Genomic DNA, 20,443 nt, shown 5'->3' on the forward strand with positions numbered 1-20,443 from the left:
AATAATAGGAGGATTTATTATGAGTATTTTAAGAAAAAAATCAGTTGAATCTATTTTAGCAGAAGCTAGAAGTAAAACTTTAGCTCCAACGATGAAAACGATGGATTTAATTCTATTCGGAATCGGGGCGATTATAGGGTCAGGGATTCTAGTATTAACTGGTAAAGCATCAGCAGAAGCAGGACCAGCGGTAATCTTCTCATTCTTAATCGCAGGGGTAGCGTGTTGTTTAGCGGCACTTTGTTACGCGGAATTAGCTTCAACAATTCCATCAAGTGGTAGTACATATACATACCTTTATGTATCAATTGGTGAAATTGTAGCCTATATTATAGGTTGGGTATTAATAGGAGGATATGTTCTTTCCGCAGCCACTGTATCAAATGGTTGGTCTAGTTACTTCTCTCGTCTACTGGCAGGTTTAGGTATTGAACTCCCTAAAGTATATTACACTTTACCGTCAGATGGAGGATATGGTAACATCCCAGCTATCGTAATTGTATTATTAATTACATTCTTACTATCAAGAGGTACGTCAAGTAGTAAACTTGTGAATAACCTTATGGTAGCTGCAAAAGTTGGTATCGTAATCTTATTCATCATTGTTGGATCAATGTATGTTGAACCAACACACTGGACAAATGATTTTGCACCTACAGGTTTCTCAGGGGTAATGTTAGCAGCCACTACAGTATTCTTTGCTTATCTTGGGTTTGATGCGATTTCTACTTCAGCAGAAGAAACAATCAATCCAGAAAAAGCTCTACCAAAAGCTATCATTGTCACTATGATCGTATGTACAGCATTCTACATCTTAGTATGTTTAGTATTAACAGGGGTTGTTGAATACAACCGTCTTGGATCTGGGGATGCATTAGTATTCGTACTTGAAGAAGTTGGTCAAAACAAAGTTGCTGGTATTGTTTCTCTAGGGGCAGTAATCGGACTTATGGCTGGTATTTTATCATTCATGTATGCAGGTATCCGTATCGCTTATACAATTGCACGTGATGGATTATTACCAAAAGTATTCACTAAAGTTAATGACAACAAAGTACCAAGTACAGTTACATGGTCTTTAGGATGCTTAACTGCAGTATTAGCAGGGTTCTTACCACTAGGGAAATTAGCAGAACTTGCTAACGTAGCTTCTATTATCGCATTCGCATTAGTAAGTTACACTACTATCGTATTCTACAAAAAATTCCCAGATGTAAAACGTGGATTCAGAGTACCAGGTATGCCAGTATTACCAATTATCTCAATTGTATTATTCGCAGCATTACTATACAGTGTTACATTAACTTCATGGATTATCTTCTTCGTATGGGTAATCGTAGGATTAATCGTATACTTCACATATTCATATAAACATAGTAAAATTGAATAGAATATAAAAATAAGAATCGACTATAACTTTTAGGTTATAGTCGATTTTTTATGTCTTAAAATATAATGTATATAGTAATAAATTTTTTATAAATTAGGTATTTGACCATAGATTTCGTTTATTACTTTTTGCTTTATTTTGTGCTTTTTTATACTTATCTAAGTATCTTGTATCTGGTGGTTTTACATATTTTATTTCAGCCAGACCTGCCAGCAATAACTCTTCTTGAACACTTTTTCCGTCTGCATAAACATAGCACAATGCTCTATGATATTTATCTTCTTTTTCATAAACATCAAATTCAATTTCAACATCTTTAGCATTAGATAATAGTTTACCATTTAATTCACTAGCTTCTGGTCCATATTTCTGAACATCCACACCAGGTTTTACAGTTTCTGGTGTATCAATTAATAAATATCTCACTTTCAATTCATTGTTATTGAAGTTTACTATAATAGTGTCACCATCAACTTTTTTTATAAATTTAACCTTATATTTTGTCTTATCTCCCTTGATAGAAACTCCATTAATAGTTGCTTCCTTATAACTTTCACCAGTCTGATTAATTATTAAAGTGATAATTAAAAATATTGCCGTGAAAAAAATAAAGAAAATAATAAATACCTTTTTATTCATAATGATTCCCCCTCAATATTAATTTTAACACTTTTGAAGTTTGAGATAAAGTTATATCGATTTTAATTATAGAAATAACCGAGATAATAAAAAGGGAGTGACTCGACAAAATCGTGATTTCTTAAGAAACAAGATTTTGTCGAGTCACTCTCGGAAAGTTTATTAGATATCTAAAAGCTTTTATAAAGCGAATTTAGATATCAATAAACCATTGCGTCTATGAGTTCTCATATACACTTTGTTAAAATTTAGGATTTTTGGGTCATCACCATATTCTCTTACTTCGTTATCTCTTCAATAATAGTCTCTAGTTTCATAGAACGGCTTGCTTTGAATAAGATAATTTCGTTTTTATGTTTGTTATTTTTTAGATATTCACTAACTTCTGCTGTAGTATGGAAGTGTAGTGTTTTTATTTTGTCGTTTTTAATTTGTTTAGTAATGTTTTCTGCTAGTTCACCAACGCTGATTACTAAGTCAATATCGTTTGTGTTTTCAGATATATATTCTCCAACTTCACCGTGATAGTTAACTTCGTTAGGTCCTAGTTCGAACATACTTCCCAGTACAAGTGTTTTATAATCGAAGTCATCATAACTACTTACTACATCAACACCAGCTTTCATAGAAGTAGGGCTAGCGTTATATGCATCGTTGATTATTAGTGAATCCTCTTTGTAAGAAATACTTTGTAGACGCATGCCTGTTATTTCCACGGTATTTTCAATAGCTTTGCGGATTTCTTCGTTAGTTAATCCGATTTTACTCGCGATTGCTGTTGCGAACATAATGTTATATAGGTTATGTTTTCCTTTTAATTTTGTGAAGTATTGTTCGTCGCTTATATTAAGTTTGAAATCAATTTTATCACGTGTAATTGTGTAGTTTTCTAGAATAATATCGTTATAGCTATTTTCACCACATGATGTTGCGTTAATTTCTGAAGAATCTACTAATGTTTTTAGAAGAACTTCATCTCCGTTATATACGAAATATCCGTCTTTCTTCATACCGTTAGTAATTTCAAATTTTGCCTTAGCAATGCCTTCACGTGATTTGAAGAATTCAATATGACTTTCACCGATATTAGTAATTACTGTATAATCAGGTTCAACTAACTTAGATAAAAAGTCAAGTTGTCCGAAACCATCAGCCCCCATTTCAAGAACTAGTATTTCACTGTCTTCAGGCGCAGCAAGAATAGTTAATGGCACACCAAGTTCGTTATTAAAGTTTCCTTGTGTTTTGTGAACTTTATATTTTGTTGATAATACACTTGTAATAATATCTTTAGTAGTTGTTTTACCATTACTCCCTGTAATTGCGATAGTTTTGGCATTTAAACTTTCTAAATAGTGTTTTGCTAGAGTTTGAATTGCTTCGTAACTATCATCAACGTAGATAATATTGTTATTAGAAACAAAATTGTCTTTTAACGATAAACTTGCTGCAGCACCTTTTTCAAAGGCACTTTCTATATAGTTGTGACCATCGACATTTTCACCTAAGAAGGGAATGAATAAGTCACCTTGTTTAACTTTTCTACTATCAATAGCGATACCAGTAATTTCTATATTACTAGTAATATTCGCTTTTTTAGCATTTAATATTTTTTCTAAATCTGTAACTAAATATTTCATGGTTAATCCTATTCTTCAGTTAATAAGTTTTTACGATCTTCATAACGCTCTACAGCTAGTGCGAATAGTTCTTCGATAATTTCTGAATAACTCACGTTCATGTTTGCCCATAGAGAAGGGAACATTGAGAATGGAGTGAATCCAGGCATTGTATTTACTTCGTTAATGAAAATCTCTCCTTCTTTAGTGTAGAAGAAGTCAGCACGAACTAAACCAGAACCGCTGATTGCTCGGAATGCAGTTGCTGCCATTTCTCTAAATTTAGGATATAGAGTAGTATCGATTGGCGCTGGAATATCCATACGTGATTGTCCATCTGTATACTTAGTTTCGTAATCGTAGAAATCAGTAGTAGAAATATTTACGATTTCACCTGGATCTGTAGTTTTTACTTCATTGTAACCAAGAACGGCAACTTCGATTTCTTTAGCACCTACAGCTCCTTGCTCAACGACGATTTTTTTGTCGAATTTAAGAGCTTCTTCGATACCTTTTACTAATTCATCTTCATCGTTACAGCGACTAATACCAACTGAAGAACCTAAGTTAGCAGGTTTTACGAATAGAGGATATTTAAGATTTTCATTAATCTCAGCGACAAGAGCTTCTTTTTTGTTTTTCCAAGTGTATTCGATAAAGTGAACGTATGGAAGTTGTGGAAGGTCATAAGCAGCGAATAATTGTTTCATAACTACTTTATCCATACCAGCAGCACTTGAAAGTACATTGTTACCAACATAAGCAATATCCATGATTTCTAGTAACCCTTGGATTGTTCCATCTTCACCGTTTGGTCCATGAAGAACAGGGAAGACGATATCGAATTTACGTCCATCTTCAAATAATAATCCACTGATATCATTGTCAAAGTTAGAAAAAACTAAGTTGTGTTGATCAGTTACGTCTGATGTAATTTTTTCACCACGTGCCCAGTTACCTTCTAATGAGATAAAGATAGGGAATACGTTGTATTTTTCTTTGTCTATTGCGTTAATAATTGATTTCGCTGTTAAAAGTGACACTGAGTGTTCGGCACTTTTACCACCATATACAATTCCGATATTTTGTTTTGTCATGTTTAAATCTCCTAAGAAATAAAAATTGTTTTTTTTATTATAATGCATAAATTTCAATATACACATATTTTAATTCAGTTATGATCGAAATTTGTTAATTACGATGCAAAACTAACATACCTTATTATATCATAAAAACTTAAAAGTAGAATAAATTTGTAAGATATCATAGAATAAATTTTTTTGAAAATATAAATCATTTAAAATAGTATAGAAGCAACAGAGGACTATTAGTTAAAATAGCATAGTTGCTTCTATAATTCACTATTTTATAGTTTATATTTCTCCTTTAGTTCTGCGATAGTATCACGAAGTTTTGCAGCTTGTTCGAATTCGAATTTTTCTGCAGCAGCGAACATTTGTTGTTCTAATTCTGCTAAGTGCTCTTCAATATTATCATCGTTGATATTTGCAGTTTCTTCAAGTTCAAGAATCTCTTCATCGTTAGCGACTTCTTTCTTAGCGCTGATAGAATCACGAATATCTTTAATAATAGTTTGTGGGGTAATACCATGTTCCTCATTATATGCCATTTGAATTTCACGACGACGATTTGTCTCATCAATTGCTTTTCTCATACTTCGAGTAATATTATCTGCATACATTATTACACGACCATTCGCATTACGTGCAGCACGTCCAATTGTTTGAAGCAGTGCTTTATCTCCACGTAGAAATCCTTCTTTATCTGCATCCAAAATAGCCACAAGCGACACTTCAGGAATATCTAGACCTTCACGTAGTAAGTTGATTCCAATAAGAATATCGAATTTACCAAGTCGAAGATTTCTAATTATTTCTGTACGTTCTAATGTTTTGATATCAGAGTGTAGGTATTCTACTTTTAAACCATTTTCTTTCAGATAAGCTGTCAGAGATTCCGCCATTTTCTTTGTTAAGGTAGTGATAAGTACACGTTCTCCTTTAGCGATAATCTTCTCAGCTTCTTTAGTAATATCAAACACTTGGTCACTAACAGGGCGAATATCTATAATTGGATCTAGTAGACCTGTAGGACGAATGATTTGTTCAGTTATTTTTGTACTATGCTCTAATTCGAAGTCTCCAGGTGTTGCTGAAACAAAAATAGCTTGATTAAGTTTTTTCTCAAATTCCTCAAAGTTTAAAGGACGGTTATCCAACGCTGTCGGTAGTCTGAATCCATAATCAACAAGCACTTGTTTACGAGCTCTGTCTCCGTTAAACATACCACGAACCTGAGGAAGGGTAACATGCGATTCATCGACTACTAGTAACCAATCATCTGGGAAGTAATCTAGTAGTGTGTATGGGGTACTACCAGGCTCACGAAGTGTAAGATGAAGAGAGTAGTTCTCTATTCCTGAACAGAATCCCATTTCTTCCATCATTTCAAGGTCATAGTTAGTACGTTGTTCAAGACGTTGTGCTTCTAGAAGTTTATTTTCCATATTTAGAACTTTTAATCTTTCTTCTAGTTCAGCTCGTATTCTCTTAATCGCTTCTTTAGTTTTTTCATCACCCGCAACGAAGTGACTGGCAGGATATATTGCGATATGTTCAAGTTCACTTAATACTTCTCCAGTTAATGGATTAATTTCACGAATACGATCGATTTCATCACCGAACATCTCTATACGAACAGAATTTTCACTACGAGATGCTGGGAAGATTTCAATTACATCACCGCGAACCCTAAAATTACCACGAGTAAATTCGATATCATTTCGCATATATTGAATGCTGATTAGTTTTTCCATTATTTTATTACGATTAATTTCATCACCAACACGTAATGATAGAACTAGCGATGAATATTCTTCTGGTGAACCAAGACCATATATACAGCTGACACTTGATACGATAATAACATCATCACGATCGAATAGTGAAGATGTTGCACTGTGACGTAGTTTATCAATCTCATCATTCACAGATGAATCTTTTTCTATATATGTATCTGTAGATGGAACGTATGCCTCTGGTTGGAAGTAATCATAGTATGAAACGAAGTACTCAACTCGGTTATTCGGGAAAAATTCTTTAAGCTCATTGTATAATTGCCCAGCTAATGTCTTATTGTGAGCTAGCACTAAAGTCGGTTTCCCTACATTTTTTACGATATTAGCTATAGTAAATGTCTTACCAGTACCAGTTGCACCAAGTAATGTTTGATATTTTTCACCATTATTTAAACCTTCAGTAAGTTCAGCAATCGCATTAATCTGATCCCCCTTAGGATCGTACTTACTCTGAAGATCAAAATCAACATGTAATCTATTAATTTCCAAAAAATCCACTCCTTATATAGCTTGTTCTGTGAGTTAATAGTACAAATTAAAATAACTCACACAAAAAGTTAATTAATTCTTTCTATAACATTATAATATAGATAGGGGAATAGTGAAAGAAAAAGTAATTAGTATTAAAGATTATAATTATTCATATTTATAATTGAAAATCTAAAGAAATTAACCGTAAAATACTATATATCAATGGTATAGCGAATATTACTATGTTATAATAATGATATAGGAGATTGTAATTAATCACATTTGGGAGGTGTGCAATTATGAAAAAAGTTAGACATGAACATGTAAAGCCAACAGAGGATTTAGTGGCTAAGAAAATATTCTCTAATACAGAGATAACATCAGCTTTTATTAGCGATATACTAGGTCTTCCGGTTAAGTGTACAAAAATTTTAGATGGGACTCAAATTCATTCAAGTTTTGAGGACGATTGCCCTTTAAAGGTGTGAATTTTAAAAAAAGTTTATAAGAAAACTCATAGACGCAGTGGTTTATTGATATCTAAATTCGCCTTATAAAGGCTTTTTATATATCTAATAAACTGTGCGGGGGTGACTCGACAAAATCGATTTCTTCGAAATCACGATTTTTGAGTCACTCCCTAGACGTCTTAGCTGAATTAGATGATGGTACTCAAGTTATTATAGAAATACAAGTAGCTAAGCAGTTGGAATTTTTAAAAAGATTGTGGGTGTATATATGTAATCAGGTATCAAAAAATATGGATACAATAAGATTACAACTAGGTCGAACTAGTCCTATATATTCAGAGTTGATACCAGTTTATTCAGTCTCAATTCTAGAAAAAAATTATTTTGATGATGATACAGCTATAAGAAGTTTTAGTTTAAGAGATGATGATACAGATAAACAGCTAAAAGTTGATGTAAAAGGGATAAAGGAAAAAAGAAATTTGATAACTATGGCATTTTTAGAGCTGAGTAAATATAATCCTGATATCAGAGAAAACTATAATAAAAAAAGATGGTTAGAATTATTCTCTAATCAACCGTTTACTCAAAGTCAAGACGAAATAATAGAAAGTGCTGATAGTTTGATGGAGTATAAAAATTGGAGTGAGGAGGAAAAAGCTATGTATGATGAAAAGACAAGGAAATATGATGCATATGTAGATGCATTGCAATATAAGTTTGTGGAAGGTTTAGAGTTAGGACGAAATGAAGGAATAGAACAGGGAATAGAGCAAGGGCGAACTGAAGAGCGAGAGAATTCAGTAGCGAGATTTATTAAATATGTAAAATTAGGAGTAATCTCAAAAAAAGATGCATGCCAAGATTTAGGTATGACAGAAAAAGAACTTGATAAATATTTACAAGCATAAAAAAATTGAGATGTAAATAAAATTCTTCATTGATAAATGAGGTGATTGAGAGAAGATGTATGATGAAAAGATAAGGAAATACGATGCATATGTAGACGCGTTGCAATATAAGTTTGTAGAGGGAATAGAAAAAGGACGAAGTGAAGAAAGAGAGAATTCGATAGCTAGATTCATTAAGTATGTAAAATTAGGAGTAATCTCGAAAAAAGATGCCTGTCAAGATTTAGGTATGACAGAAAAAGAACTTGATAAATATTTACAGGCTTAGTAGCTAAAAAATACTATGCAAAACCAATCATATCACTAAAATTGTATACAATAACTGAGAGTGATAAAGAATCATAGTTTGAATAAACAGATTCTAAATTGTCGCTCTCATTTTTTGTTCTCGATAAATATAAATTGCATCAAATTTCGAAGCGGTATTTATTTCTGATTTAATTTATATTTGAAATTTTTCATTGAAAAATTTTGAATAGTGTAATAAATACTATATTTTTAAATATTTCTACTATATTTTATTTTGTTTTTTCGAGTGTATATGTTAAGATAGTATAGTATGAAAAAAGGAGGAAGTAATGGATACACAAAAAATTATATATACTTCACCGAAAAGTGAGAGAATTGATAAATTTTTACAACAAGAATTAACAGATGTTTCTAGAACAAATATCCAGAACTTAATATCTGAAGGTTATATTAAAGTAGATGGAGATAATATTAAAACAAATTATAAATTAAAAGAGGGTAATGTTGTTACTATCGATTACAAAGAGCCTGAAGAGTTAGACGTTGTAAAACAAGATATCCCAGTGGATATTGTTTATGAAGATAATGATTTAATCATTGTAAATAAAGCTAAAGGTATGGTTGTTCATCCATCTGTAGGACATAAAGATGGAACATTAGTTAATGCCTTATTATTCCACAGTGAACTTTCAAGTATTAATGGTACAATTAGACCAGGTATTGTTCACAGAATAGATAAAGATACATCTGGATTATTAATCGTTGCAAAAAATGATAAAGCACACGTTAAATTATCAGAAATGATCGCGAATAAAGAGGTTAAGAGAAAATATTACGCACTAGTACACGGAAGTATTAAGCATGACTACGGGACTATTGATGCACCAATCGCTCGTAATCCGAAAGAACGTAAAGAAATGGCAATTATCGATGAAGGTAAACCATCTATTACACACTTTAAGGTTGTAGATAGATTTGAAAAATATACGCTTATCGAATGTGAATTAGAAACTGGGCGTACTCACCAAATTAGGGTACACATGAAATATATTAATCACCCATTAGTAGGGGATCCAGTATATGGTCCAAGAAAAACATTAAATACAAATGGACAGTCACTTCATTCGAAAAGTATCGAATTTAATCACCCAATTACTGGTGAACATCTATACTTTGAAACAGAAATTCCAGAGTATATGGTCGAAACAATGTCTAAATTAGATAAATAGAATATTTTATAACATATCACTTCAAATGTTGGTAATTGTTGCCAACTTTGAGGTGTTTTTTTAAAAATTTCATTCTGTATTAGTATAGATTTGCAATATAAGAATTATTTTCTTAGAAAATTAAAAAAGTAAAAATTTTAGAAAAAACAGTAATGTAATTGTAGAATAAAAGACTAAAATAGCGATTAAATTAAATCTGTATACGTTATCAATTAAACCTTGAGATGGCAAAGAATAGAGGAATTAATATACAAGGATTTTGTTAATAACATACATAATTTTGTTAATAACATACATAATTGAAAATTATTAAATAAAATAGTTTATTTTTTCTAAAAAGTGTAGTATTATAATATATATATTAGTAGTTATTTAAGGAGGACAAATAACATGGTATTAGTACCAGCAAAAGACATGCTTGTAAAAGCAAGAAAAGAAGGATATGCAGTAGGGCATTTCAATATCAATAACTTAGAATGGACAAAAGCTATCTTAGCAGCTTGTGAAGAAGCGAAAAGTCCAGTAATCTTAGGTGTAAGTGAGGGAGCAGCTAAATACATGACTGGTTTCAGAACTGTTGCAGCTATGGTAGAAGCTATGGTTGAAGAAATGAACATCACAGTTCCTGTTGCATTACACTTAGACCACGGTTCATACGAAGGAACTCAAAAAGCTATCGAAGCTGGATTTAGTTCAGTTATGTTCGATGGATCTCACTATCCATTCGAAGAAAACATTGCTAAATCTAAAGAAATGATCGCTTTAGCTCACTCTAAAGGATTATCAATCGAGTGCGAAGTAGGTTCAATTGGTGGTGAAGAAGATGGAGTTATCGGTACTGGTGAATTAGCTGATCCAAACGAATGTAAAACAATGGCTGACTTAGGAATTGACTTCCTAGCTGCAGGTATTGGTAACATTCATGGTAAATACCCTGAAAACTGGGCTGGATTAAGCTTTGAAACTTTAGAAAAAATCGCTGAAATCACTGATGGTATTCCATTAGTATTACACGGTGGTTCAGGTATTCCAACTGACCAAATCCAAAAAGCGATCTCTCTAGGAGTATCTAAAGTTAACGTTAATACTGAATGTCAATTAGCGTTTGCTGAAGCTACACGTAAATATGTTGAAGAAGGTGGAGATCTTAAACCTAAAGGATTCGACCCTCGTAAATTATTAAACCCTGGATTTGAAGCTATTAAAGCTATGGTTCACGAAAAAATCGATATCTTCGGTTCAAGAAACAAAGCATAATAACTACGCAATTTTATATAAAGGGCTGAACCAAAAGTCCTGAACTAAAAAAAGTGTATATGATAACTCATAGACGCAGTAGTTTATTGATATCTAAATTCGCTTTATGAAAGCTTTTTAGATATCTAGTAAACTATGCGGGGGTGACTCGACAAAATCAATTTCTACGAAATCACGATTTTTGAGTCACTCCCTTTTGTTTATATACAATTTTAGATAAAGGAGCATTTCTATGCAACAAACAATAGATTATTTAAAAAAACTTACAAGCATTCCTTCACCAACAGGTTATACGAGAGAAGTCGCAGATTACATAGTAGGGGAAGTAGAAAGATTAGGTTATACAGCAATCCGTACTAATAAAGGTGGAGTAAATGTAGTAGTTAAAGGTAGGGACGATAATAAACACCGTGTCGTAACAGCTCACGTAGATACATTAGGAGCGATGGTACGCGGTGTTAAAGCAGATGGTCGCTTAAAAATGGCTAAGATAGGTGGTTATCCATGGAATATGATAGAAGGTGAAAACTGCCTTGTTCACGTAGCTAGTACAGGAAAAACTGTTAGTGGAACTATCTTAATACATCAAACTAGTACTCATGTATATAAAGATGCAGGAACTGCAGAACGTACTGAAGATAATATGGAAGTAAGATTAGATGCGAAGGTAAGAAATGAGAAAGAGACACGTGACTTAGGTATTGATGTAGGTGATTTTATAAGCTTTGATCCTCGTACAATAATTACAGAAACAGGATTTATAAAAAGTCGTTTCTTAGATGATAAAGTTAGTGCTGCGATTCTTTTAGATTTACTAAGAAAATATAAGGAAGAAAATATAGAGTTACCTCAGACAACACACTTTATGTTCAGTGTTTTTGAAGAAGTAGGGCATGGTGCTAATTCAAATCTTCCGAAAGAAGCAGTAGAATACCTAGCCGTTGATATGGGAGCTATGGGAGATGACCAACAGACTGATGAATATACAGTATCAATCTGTGTAAAAGATGCAAGTGGTCCGTATAATTATGAATTCCGTAATCATCTAGTACAATTAGCAAAAAATAATGATATTCAATATAAATTAGATATTTATCCATATTATGGAAGTGATGCGTCAGCTGCGATGCGAGCAGGTGCTGAAGTAAAACATGCATTGCTAGGTGCAGGGATAGAATCGAGTCATTCTTATGAAAGAACACATATAGATTCAGTTAAACAAACACATAAGATGGTAGATGTATATTTACGAAGTGAATTAATAAAATAAGTATGAATTAAGTTGAGAAAAAAATAGTGATAAAATTTAATGTAAATTGATTTAATAAGCTTTTTAGATATATAATAAACTTTGCAGGGGAAGACGATAAAATCGATTTCTTAGAAAATACGATTTTTGAGTAATTCCCCTGTTTAAAGTTTTTTTGGCGTTAATTAATATTCGCATAAATTATTTATATATGATATACTTTAGGTAACAGCAAAAGGGAGGTGGATGCAATGGGAGAGCGTCATAAAAATATATATACAATTTATGATTTAGCGGTTAAAAAAGTATTTCGTAATGAAGAAGTGGCATTACAATATGTAAAGAATATTTTCGGATTGCAGCGGAAAGGGCGAAGCTTATAGATTGATGACTTACTTAACTGTTTATAATAAAATAGTTCTCTATAATATAAAATGGGGAGGGAGAATACAATGAAAGAACGACATAAAAATATAAAACCAATTTACGATTTAGTGGTTAAAAAGGTATTTCGTAATGAAGAAGTGGCATTGCAATTTGTTAAGGATATTTTCGAATTACCCGCAAAAAGTGCTAAGCTTATTGAAGGAAATCAAATATTCGCAGCAAACAGTAATGTAGAATCAGACTTTAACATAGCTGTGGATATTCTTGTCGAATTAGATAACCACGCACAGGTAATTATCGAGGTGCAACTTGCTAAACAAGTATTTTTCATTAATCGAATTTGGGCATATTTATGCAAACAGGTTAATGATAATATTGAGAGACTAAAACAAAACGAAGAAGAGAAGTTGGCGATTTATAAAAAATTACCACCAGTATACGTAGCAGCTATCGTCGATAAGAACTACTTTGAAGGCGATGAAGCTATAAGTACTTTTTTAATCAAAGAAGAAACTAGAAATACAGAATTAAAAATGTACGTAGAAAATAATACTAAAGACATTCCGTTATTAAAAATAGTATTTCTAGAATTAAAAAAATATAGAGAAAACTTAAACAACGATTATAAAAAAATTAGATGGCTGGAATTTTTTGGAAACAAACAGTACACAAACGAACCTGATGAGGTACTTGTTAAAGCCGATAATTTATTAAATCTTAGAAACTGGAGCAAGGAGGAAAAACGTATGTACGATGAAGCAACAAGACAACAAGACCACTACTGGGCATCATTGGCTTATGCACAGGAAGAAGGACGTGCTGAGGGTATGAGACTGGGGATTGAACAAGGAATTGAACAAGGAATTGAACAAGGAATTGAACAAGGAATTGAACAAGGTATTGAGCAAGGAAGAATAACGGCAATAGTGAACTTAGTAAAAGAAGGTATTATTACAAAAGAGTTGGGAGCACAAAAATTAAATCTAAGTGAGCAGGAGCTCGGAACCTATTTATAGGAGAACAGAAATGTATGTACGATGAAGCAACAAGACAACAAGAGTATAACGGGGCTTCATATACAGATTTATTAGTAGTTTATTGGGAAAGATAGTGTGGGATAGTGAATTAATAAAATAAGTATGAAGAATAATACTTAGTTTAATGTAATATTTAGTTTAGTTAAATGAAAGTTCAAGTTATTTACGTAACTTATAACTAAAGGTTTAGCTTTAAAATAAATACTATATAAAAAATATAAAACGGCTAATTAATAGCACTTTTCTATTACATTTTAACGAAAAATAATAAAAAACTTAAGAAAAAAACTTGACTTTTAACATGAAAATCACTATAATAACTATATACGATAATCTGTCGTATAAAAATCAAAAAATTATTATTTAAAAGGAGACTTAATACTATGAAAAAACAAGTATTATTATCAGTATTTGCTGCATCTCTATTCGCAGCAGCACCTGCAGCATTAGCTCAAGAAGTATCAGCACCAAACGGAGTTACAGCATCAGATAACGCTGTTACAGGAACTTCAAAAGATGATTCACACGACTTAACTTTTGAACAAGTAACTCCAGAGCCATTCAACAAAGCTCAAGTAGATTCTTCAAAAGCTAAAACTGGAAAAGCTAACAACGCTACTGTAGATAAAGACGGTGTTGTACGTGGAAAAGGAAAAGCTATGGCACCAGCTAAAAAACCAGCTGGACAAAAAGCTTTACCAAAAACTTCAGCAGTTAAATAATACTGATACAAGTAAATAGAAAAGGATGTTTGATTAATCAAACTCCTTTTTTATTTTATATTTCATTTTATGTATTTATTATATACATAAAGACCTCAAGATTTCAGAGTCGCATCTGGTTCTTGAGGTCTTTTTTCTGTTATCTAATTGTTTTTATTCTTGTCGCGACTGCTGTACCGAGAGCTGCGATAATTGCTGATGCGTAGAATACGTATGAAGTACTAATATCCCATAGAGCACCCATGATGTACAGTCCTACTGCCATACTAAGTTGGAAACAGATGGCTGTGTATAGATTTTGCATATCGATAATTTCTTTATTGTTGTAATCTTTATTCAGTATTAAAATAAAGGCGATATGAGCAACCGCGAATGTAATCGCATGGAATGTCTGCATAATTGTGAAAACATAGATGTTGTGGAATATAGCTAATGCTCCCCAACGAATGATAGCACAAACACCAGCGAATACCATTAGATTTTTTGGCTTGATTCTTTTAACCAATCTTTTCGAGAAGATAAAGAATATTATTTCCGCAATAACTGATACGTTAAGAATAACACCAGAAAGCCATTTTGCTGATATGTTCATACTTTCTAAATATAGTGCATTGTAGTTATTGTATGCAGTATGTGAAAGTTGGTATAGAAATACAGTGATAATAAGTAAAATTGCATTTCTATCTTTTAAGACCCAACTGTATAAGCTTTCTTTTTCTTTTTTCGTATTTGGTTCTTCAAAGCTTAGACTTTTTACCAGCTTAGGCTGTGGTAAGAACATGAATACTAAATATAATGCAACTAAGAATATTAGTATGTAATATAAAGCTTCGTTACCAACATAACCTAAGATTCCACCGATAATTATACCGATTACCGTAAATCCTAATGAACCATATGTTCTAGCTTTTCCGTAGTCTATATTTTCTTCACGTAAAAATAATGACGCTAGTCCTTCGACTAGGGGACTCACCATGAAGTAAATCATACCGAATAAAAATGTAATTAATCCAAGTACTATTTTTTCATTAGTAAAGCCGTAACTCACCGCAAGAATTAATCCAATTCCCACAGATAGTTTCAAAGTGATATCAATATTATATTTTTTTATTAAATATGGACTTAAAAATATTCCACTAATAACCCTTGCAATATAAAGCATTGAAAATATCGAACTAGCCTCTAAGACACTCAAGTTTTTTACCGATGTTAGATAAACCATCCAGAATGGTAAGAACGTCCCAGTTACTAAAAATTGTAAAAAGTAGTTAGTGGATAACCATGTTTTTGATGTCATATTTACCTCCTATGTGAAATATAGTTGAACTAGCACGACTAAGCTATTCATAAGAATATGCGACACTATTGGTGTAAGTATACTTTTAGTCTTTACATATAGAAAACTAAACACAAAAGACATCCCGATATAAACTATCATAATAGCAGAAATACCATCATGAGGTAGAGCGAAGATAATTCCTGTTACTAATGCTGGAATCGTAAATCTAATCCATTCCTTACTACCAATCATAGCATCATAAAAATATCCAAAGACTGCTTTCCTAAAGAATAGTTCTTCCATAATAGGTCCAAGAACCGCGACATAGAGAATGAAATAAGGTTTTACTCTTATGATTTCAACGACATTATTTGTGTTTCTACTTTTAGTCTCAAAACTAAAAAAGTTTGATAGGTATACTAACAAACCATTTATAAAACCTTGTAATAACATCATTGAAACAAATCCAATAATTCCAATCGCGATTAATGTAATAGGATTATATATACTCTTTTGTCTATCAATATCATTTCTGCTTTTTCTGGATAAGATACTAAGAATTAGTGTTGCAATTAATGACAGAAATAGTACAATGGTAACACGTCTATCTATAGTTATATTTCGAGGGAGTTGTAGTGGAAGAATAAATACAGCGAGTAAATAAATCAATCCACTAAGAAGTAAGTGGCTCACATTGCCACGAGTGAATGAAAATCTCATAAACCCTCCTTAAATTATTTTGTTAAATTCTATTATAGCATCTATAATTTACATATACAACTGTTATTGTTTAATATATAAGTAAATTTAGAATGATAAATCATTGCTATAATATGATTTCAAGAAATTTTCAGAAAATATTCGTTTATTTCTCTTGAAAGTTTATCAATTTAATGTTAGAATAAAATAAAAGTAAGCGAGCTGATGATGGTGAAAGTTCAGCAACAATATTGGCATTAAATACAACTTAATATTGATAAAGTTGAGTTTTTACTAATCAGGGTGGAACCGCGGAAATTATTTCGTCCCTAGATGTGCTACGGCATATCTAGGGCTTTTTATATTTTAAAATTAGGAGGAAAAAAACAATGGAGAAAATTTTATCTCTTGCAAAAAATAGAGGATTCGTATTTCAAGGATCTGAAATCTATGGTGGACTAGCTAATACTTGGGATTACGGTCCATTAGGAATTGAATTAAAAAATAACGTAAAAAAAGCATGGTGGAAAAAATTCATTCAAGAATCACCATATAATGTAGGATTAGATGCAGCTATCTTCATGAACCCACGTACTTGGGAAGCATCTGGACACGTAGGTAACTTCAGTGACCCTATGATGGACTGTAAAGTTTGTAAATCACGTCTTCGTGCTGACAAACTTATCGAAGAATATTACTTCAATGAAAAAAATGAAGATGTAGTAGTTGATGGTCTTCCGTTTGAAGAATTAGAAGCTATTATCGACCGTGAAAACATTAAATGTCCAGAATGTGGTAGCCATGACTACACTAACATTCGTCAATTTAATCTTATGTTCAAAACGAACCAAGGTGTAGTAGAAAACTCTACAAGCCAAATATACCTACGTCCAGAAACTGCGCAAGGTATCTTCGTAAACTTTAAAAATGTTCAACGTAGTATGCGTAAAAAATTACCATTCGGTATTGGACAAATCGGTAAATCATTCCGTAACGAAATTACACCAGGGAACTTCATCTTCCGTACTCGTGAATTTGAACAAATGGAATTAGAATTTTTCTGTGAACCAGGAACAGAATTAGATTGGCACAAAACTTGGAAAGATAATTGTGAAAAATTCTTACTAGACTTAGGTATGACTAAAGAAAATATCCGTCTACGTGACCACGATCAAGAAGAATTATCACACTATTCTAATGCAACTACTGACATCGAGTTCAAATTCCCATTCGGTTGGGGAGAGCTTTGGGGTATTGCTTCAAGAACAGACTACGACTTAAAACAACATATGGAACACTCAGGTCAAGATTTAACTTACCAAGACCTAAGCACAAATGAAAAATTCATCCCATATTGTATCGAACCATCTGTAGGGGTTGATCGTGTTCTTCTAGCATTCTTATGTGATGCTTACAACGAAGAAGAGGTTGGGGAAAATGATACTCGTACAGTTCTTAAATTCCATCCAGCGTTAGCTCCATACAAAGTTGCTATCTTACCGCTTTCTAAAAAATTAAGTGATAAAGCTGTTGAAGTATATCAACAATTAGCTGTGGACTTTATGGTTGATTTCGATGAAACTGGATCAATTGGTAAGAGATATAGAAGACAAGATGAAGTTGGTACTCCATTCTGTATCACTTATGACTTCGAATCAGAAAACGATGGAATGGTAACAGTTCGTGATAGAGATACTATGGAACAAACTCGTATTCCAATCGCTGAATTAAAACAATACATCGAAGAAAAAATTAAATTCTAATTAATGAACACTCGGAACGTTAGTTCTGGGTGTTTTTTTGCTCTTTGTTAAATTCGGAGCATGGGAAAAATCTCTTAAGAAATATAGAGGGCACTTGTAATTATCTAAAGAATAATGATATTATTTAATTATAGAAGATTACGGAGGTAATTTATGATTAAACATTTATTTTCTGATATAGATGGAACAGTTCTTAACAGTAAGGGAGAAATATGTGAAGTGAATATTAACGCTATAAAGAAAAGTGGATTACCTTTTACTTTAGTATCAGCGCGTTCGCCTCAAAAAATGGAGAATATAATCAATACACTAGGGATAGATGGTATTCATGTTTCATTTAATGGCGCATTAATTTTCGAAAAGAAAAATAATGAGAATATAATTTTATATAGACAGCCGTTAGATTTTATAGTAGCAAAAAATTTGGTATTAGACATAAGAGATAAATTTCCTAGTACTGGAATTAGTTTGTATGATGAGCTAAATTGGAATATTGATTTAGAAACTGATGCGATAATAGGAGAATATAATATTGTAAAAGTTGCTTATAGTATTGTAGATTTTAAAGAGTTTTTCAAAGAAGAAAAAGATATTTATAAAGTCTCTTTTATTGAATATAATAAAGAAATTTTTGAAGAGATAGTAGATTATGTGCAAAAACAATATTCAAATGAAGAATTAACATTTCAACAATCACTTAATGGATACTTAGAAATTACGCATATGAACGCTAAAAAGTCTAAGGGGATAGAATTTATTAGTGATTTTGAAAAGCTAACTAAAAATGAATTAGCAGCATTCGGTGATGGACAAAATGATATACCAATGTTCGAGACTGTAGGATATTCAGTTGTTATGGGAAATGCTACTGATGATGTGAAAAAGTATGCAGATTATGTTACAAAATCAAATAATGAAGATGGAGTAGCATATGCTATCGAGAATTTTATTAAAAAGATATAATAATTTTAAAATAGTGTATATGAGAACTCATGAACGAGGTTTATTGATATCTAAATTCGCTTTATAAAAGCTTTTTAGATATCTAATAAACTGTGCGGGGGGGTGACTCAACAAAATCTTGTTTCTTAGAAATTATAATTTTTGAGTCACTCCCTTTATTAATTACTTATATTAAATTAAAAATAAAAACAGTGGATTTATTCCACTGTCTATTTAACTTTGTTATACTCCTAATTCGTTTTTTAACGCTTGCTGTAATACTTGTGAAAAGTTTATTTTTTTCTCTTTCCCTAAGTCTACTAACCATTTTGGTAAAGTAACCATTTTATTTACTGCTTTGTTTTCTTCTCTACGTCTAATAAAATCAGTATCAACATTAATTAATTGTAATTGTTGATTGGTGTCTAATTTAGCTTGTAACTCTTGATATGTACTTGGTTTTGGTATACTCATTTTTTCATCTTCTAATACTAATAAATAACCCTCTAGAGCGTCTTTACTCATGTATAAAGCTTCTTCTAAATTATCACCAAAAGTAATACAACCTTTTAAATCGGGAAATGTTATATCTATATAATCTTTTTCTTGTGTAAATACTGCGTAATACATATATTTCATGTGGTTAACCTCCTAAAATCAAGGGGCTTTATTTCAAGCCCGCTTGTTTTAATATCTTTTGTGCCGTACCTTTTGGTAAATCTCTCTTTGGGTGTGGTACGGTTATAAGATAATCTTTGTTAGGGTGCTTAAATTGGTGGTGACTTCCTTTTATTCGGACTTCTTGCCAACCTAATTTATTAAGCTGTTTTATTAATTCTTTCGAACTCATGAGTTTACCTCCTAACGATATATATTTTAACATATGTTTTAACATATGTAAATATTTTTTTAGAAGATTATTAATTTTAATTTTTTTCATCTTAAAATATTCTTATTTTGCTTTTCAGTTTCTAAAATGATTTATACCAAAAAATAGGTTTTTTCATCTAACTTTGGAGAGCTTTCGGAGAGTATTTTTTAAAAGTCAAGTGTATCAAGGATCTAGAGTGCTTAAAAATTAAATGTCTGTATTTAATTATGCAAATCAATATTTGGAATAAGAATTAAACGAAAAAAGTTCATGAAATATTTAGTAATTCAGATTAAAAATAAAAAAATATCCGATTTTTCTCTAGATACTACTTGATAAATATTTAAACAAGTAGTATAATTTTATTTGTAGACGTACGAT

20 protein-coding genes are annotated in these 20,443 nt (G+C 31.8%); 12 read left to right on the forward strand and 8 right to left on the reverse strand.

The features are described from left to right. The first annotated feature begins 16 nt into the window (after window positions 1-16). Window positions 17-1,390, forward strand: a complete 1,374-nt coding sequence (locus tag ACO6OL_RS03220) for an amino acid permease (RefSeq protein ID WP_485502167.1) — start codon at window positions 17-19, stop codon at window positions 1,388-1,390. Window positions 1,391-1,483: 93 nt separating this feature from the next. On the opposite strand, the gene ACO6OL_RS03225 is transcribed toward ACO6OL_RS03220, so the two are convergent. From ACO6OL_RS03225 to uvrB, 4 genes are all read right to left on the reverse strand, one after another. Beyond that, window positions 1,484-2,029 carry a thermonuclease family protein gene (locus ACO6OL_RS03225; RefSeq protein ID WP_485502110.1) on the reverse strand — a complete coding sequence of 182 codons (546 nt, stop codon included), beginning with the start codon at window positions 2,027-2,029 and terminating at the stop codon, window positions 1,484-1,486. Between the two features lie 278 nt (window positions 2,030-2,307). Further along, a complete protein-coding gene (locus ACO6OL_RS03230; RefSeq protein ID WP_485502111.1) occupies window positions 2,308-3,669 on the reverse strand; it encodes a UDP-N-acetylmuramoyl-tripeptide--D-alanyl-D-alanine ligase in 1,362 nt (453 codons plus the stop codon). An 8-nt stretch (window positions 3,670-3,677) separates the two neighbouring features. After that, complete coding sequence (locus ACO6OL_RS03235) at window positions 3,678-4,745, reverse strand: D-alanine--D-alanine ligase (protein ID WP_485502112.1); 1,068 nt, start codon at window positions 4,743-4,745, stop codon at window positions 3,678-3,680. 269 nt (window positions 4,746-5,014) lie between these two features. Beyond that, on the reverse strand, window positions 5,015-7,015 hold the full coding sequence (uvrB, locus tag ACO6OL_RS03240) for an excinuclease ABC subunit UvrB (RefSeq protein ID WP_485502113.1): 2,001 nt from the start codon (window positions 7,013-7,015) through the stop codon (window positions 5,015-5,017). A 281-nt stretch (window positions 7,016-7,296) separates the two neighbouring features. On the opposite strand from uvrB, the gene ACO6OL_RS03245 reads away from it, so the two are divergent. From ACO6OL_RS03245 to ACO6OL_RS03285, 9 genes are all read left to right on the forward strand, one after another. Continuing rightward, on the forward strand, window positions 7,297-7,485 hold the full coding sequence (locus tag ACO6OL_RS03245; RefSeq protein WP_485502114.1) for a hypothetical protein: 189 nt from the start codon (window positions 7,297-7,299) through the stop codon (window positions 7,483-7,485). Window positions 7,486-7,625: 140 nt separating this feature from the next. Continuing rightward, complete coding sequence (locus ACO6OL_RS03250) at window positions 7,626-8,378, forward strand: Rpn family recombination-promoting nuclease/putative transposase (RefSeq protein ID WP_485502115.1); 753 nt, start codon at window positions 7,626-7,628, stop codon at window positions 8,376-8,378. A 55-nt stretch (window positions 8,379-8,433) separates the two neighbouring features. Then, a complete protein-coding gene (locus tag ACO6OL_RS03255) occupies window positions 8,434-8,646 on the forward strand; it encodes a hypothetical protein (protein WP_485502116.1) in 213 nt (70 codons plus the stop codon). 310 nt (window positions 8,647-8,956) lie between these two features. Further along, window positions 8,957-9,856 (forward strand): RluA family pseudouridine synthase, encoded by a 900-nt coding sequence (locus ACO6OL_RS03260; protein WP_485502117.1) that lies wholly within the window; start codon window positions 8,957-8,959, stop codon window positions 9,854-9,856. A gap of 390 nt (window positions 9,857-10,246) precedes the next feature. After that, window positions 10,247-11,113: a class II fructose-1,6-bisphosphate aldolase gene (gene fba, locus ACO6OL_RS03265; RefSeq protein ID WP_485502118.1), complete on the forward strand. Its 867-nt coding sequence runs from the start codon at window positions 10,247-10,249 to the stop codon at window positions 11,111-11,113. Window positions 11,114-11,345: 232 nt separating this feature from the next. Beyond that, the gene (locus tag ACO6OL_RS03270; RefSeq protein ID WP_485502119.1) at window positions 11,346-12,383 is read left to right on the forward strand and encodes a M42 family metallopeptidase; all 1,038 of its coding nucleotides are present in this window, start codon (window positions 11,346-11,348) and stop codon (window positions 12,381-12,383) included. A 230-nt stretch (window positions 12,384-12,613) separates the two neighbouring features. Beyond that, entirely contained in the window at window positions 12,614-12,745 is a 132-nt protein-coding gene (locus ACO6OL_RS03275; RefSeq protein ID WP_314160532.1) for a hypothetical protein, read from the forward strand. 69 nt (window positions 12,746-12,814) lie between these two features. Next, complete coding sequence (locus tag ACO6OL_RS03280) at window positions 12,815-13,765, forward strand: Rpn family recombination-promoting nuclease/putative transposase (protein ID WP_485502120.1); 951 nt, start codon at window positions 12,815-12,817, stop codon at window positions 13,763-13,765. A 404-nt stretch (window positions 13,766-14,169) separates the two neighbouring features. After that, on the forward strand, window positions 14,170-14,508 hold the full coding sequence (locus ACO6OL_RS03285; RefSeq protein WP_314160530.1) for an LPKTxAVK-anchored surface protein: 339 nt from the start codon (window positions 14,170-14,172) through the stop codon (window positions 14,506-14,508). A gap of 139 nt (window positions 14,509-14,647) precedes the next feature. Here ACO6OL_RS03285 and ACO6OL_RS03290 read toward each other — a convergent pair whose 3' ends face one another. Both ACO6OL_RS03290 and ACO6OL_RS03295 read right to left on the reverse strand, forming a co-directional pair. After that, complete coding sequence (locus ACO6OL_RS03290; RefSeq protein WP_485502121.1) at window positions 14,648-15,805, reverse strand: MFS transporter; 1,158 nt, start codon at window positions 15,803-15,805, stop codon at window positions 14,648-14,650. Between the two features lie 9 nt (window positions 15,806-15,814). Next, complete coding sequence (locus ACO6OL_RS03295; RefSeq protein WP_485502122.1) at window positions 15,815-16,507, reverse strand: CPBP family intramembrane glutamic endopeptidase; 693 nt, start codon at window positions 16,505-16,507, stop codon at window positions 15,815-15,817. 368 nt (window positions 16,508-16,875) lie between these two features. On the opposite strand from ACO6OL_RS03295, the gene ACO6OL_RS03300 reads away from it, so the two are divergent. Continuing rightward, window positions 16,876-18,249, forward strand: a complete 1,374-nt coding sequence (locus ACO6OL_RS03300) for a glycine--tRNA ligase (RefSeq protein WP_485502123.1) — start codon at window positions 16,876-16,878, stop codon at window positions 18,247-18,249. 153 nt (window positions 18,250-18,402) lie between these two features. Then, window positions 18,403-19,212, forward strand: a complete 810-nt coding sequence (locus ACO6OL_RS03305; RefSeq protein ID WP_485502124.1) for an HAD family hydrolase — start codon at window positions 18,403-18,405, stop codon at window positions 19,210-19,212. Between the two features lie 222 nt (window positions 19,213-19,434). Here the strand turns inward: ACO6OL_RS03305 and ACO6OL_RS03310 are convergent, their stop codons facing one another. Beyond that, complete coding sequence (locus ACO6OL_RS03310; protein ID WP_485502125.1) at window positions 19,435-19,830, reverse strand: type II toxin-antitoxin system HicB family antitoxin; 396 nt, start codon at window positions 19,828-19,830, stop codon at window positions 19,435-19,437. Between the two features lie 28 nt (window positions 19,831-19,858). Further along, on the reverse strand, window positions 19,859-20,041 hold the full coding sequence (locus ACO6OL_RS03315) for a type II toxin-antitoxin system HicA family toxin (protein WP_271965256.1): 183 nt from the start codon (window positions 20,039-20,041) through the stop codon (window positions 19,859-19,861). Window positions 20,042-20,443: the final 402 nt, after the last annotated feature.

Source organism: Gemella sp. (genome assembly GCF_057272915.1).

What these genes read in the sequence shown, in the direction of transcription:
- ACO6OL_RS03225 (WP_485502110.1), bottom strand. Translation starts at nt 2,029, where the DNA reads ATGAATAAAAAGGTATTTATTATTTTCTTTATTTTTTTCACGGCAATA.
- ACO6OL_RS03230 (WP_485502111.1), bottom strand. Translation starts at nt 3,669, where the DNA reads ATGAAATATTTAGTTACAGATTTAGAAAAAATATTAAATGCTAAAAAA.
- ACO6OL_RS03235 (WP_485502112.1), bottom strand. Translation starts at nt 4,745, where the DNA reads ATGACAAAACAAAATATCGGAATTGTATATGGTGGTAAAAGTGCCGAA.
- ACO6OL_RS03245 (WP_485502114.1), top strand. Translation starts at nt 7,297, where the DNA reads ATGAAAAAAGTTAGACATGAACATGTAAAGCCAACAGAGGATTTAGTG.
- ACO6OL_RS03255 (WP_485502116.1), top strand. Translation starts at nt 8,434, where the DNA reads ATGTATGATGAAAAGATAAGGAAATACGATGCATATGTAGACGCGTTG.
- ACO6OL_RS03260 (WP_485502117.1), top strand. Translation starts at nt 8,957, where the DNA reads ATGGATACACAAAAAATTATATATACTTCACCGAAAAGTGAGAGAATT.
- fba (WP_485502118.1), top strand. Translation starts at nt 10,247, where the DNA reads ATGGTATTAGTACCAGCAAAAGACATGCTTGTAAAAGCAAGAAAAGAA.
- ACO6OL_RS03270 (WP_485502119.1), top strand. Translation starts at nt 11,346, where the DNA reads ATGCAACAAACAATAGATTATTTAAAAAAACTTACAAGCATTCCTTCA.
- ACO6OL_RS03275 (WP_314160532.1), top strand. Translation starts at nt 12,614, where the DNA reads ATGGGAGAGCGTCATAAAAATATATATACAATTTATGATTTAGCGGTT.
- ACO6OL_RS03280 (WP_485502120.1), top strand. Translation starts at nt 12,815, where the DNA reads ATGAAAGAACGACATAAAAATATAAAACCAATTTACGATTTAGTGGTT.
- ACO6OL_RS03285 (WP_314160530.1), top strand. Translation starts at nt 14,170, where the DNA reads ATGAAAAAACAAGTATTATTATCAGTATTTGCTGCATCTCTATTCGCA.
- ACO6OL_RS03290 (WP_485502121.1), bottom strand. Translation starts at nt 15,805, where the DNA reads ATGACATCAAAAACATGGTTATCCACTAACTACTTTTTACAATTTTTA.
- ACO6OL_RS03295 (WP_485502122.1), bottom strand. Translation starts at nt 16,507, where the DNA reads ATGAGATTTTCATTCACTCGTGGCAATGTGAGCCACTTACTTCTTAGT.
- ACO6OL_RS03300 (WP_485502123.1), top strand. Translation starts at nt 16,876, where the DNA reads ATGGAGAAAATTTTATCTCTTGCAAAAAATAGAGGATTCGTATTTCAA.
- ACO6OL_RS03305 (WP_485502124.1), top strand. Translation starts at nt 18,403, where the DNA reads ATGATTAAACATTTATTTTCTGATATAGATGGAACAGTTCTTAACAGT.
- ACO6OL_RS03310 (WP_485502125.1), bottom strand. Translation starts at nt 19,830, where the DNA reads ATGAAATATATGTATTACGCAGTATTTACACAAGAAAAAGATTATATA.
- ACO6OL_RS03315 (WP_271965256.1), bottom strand. Translation starts at nt 20,041, where the DNA reads ATGAGTTCGAAAGAATTAATAAAACAGCTTAATAAATTAGGTTGGCAA.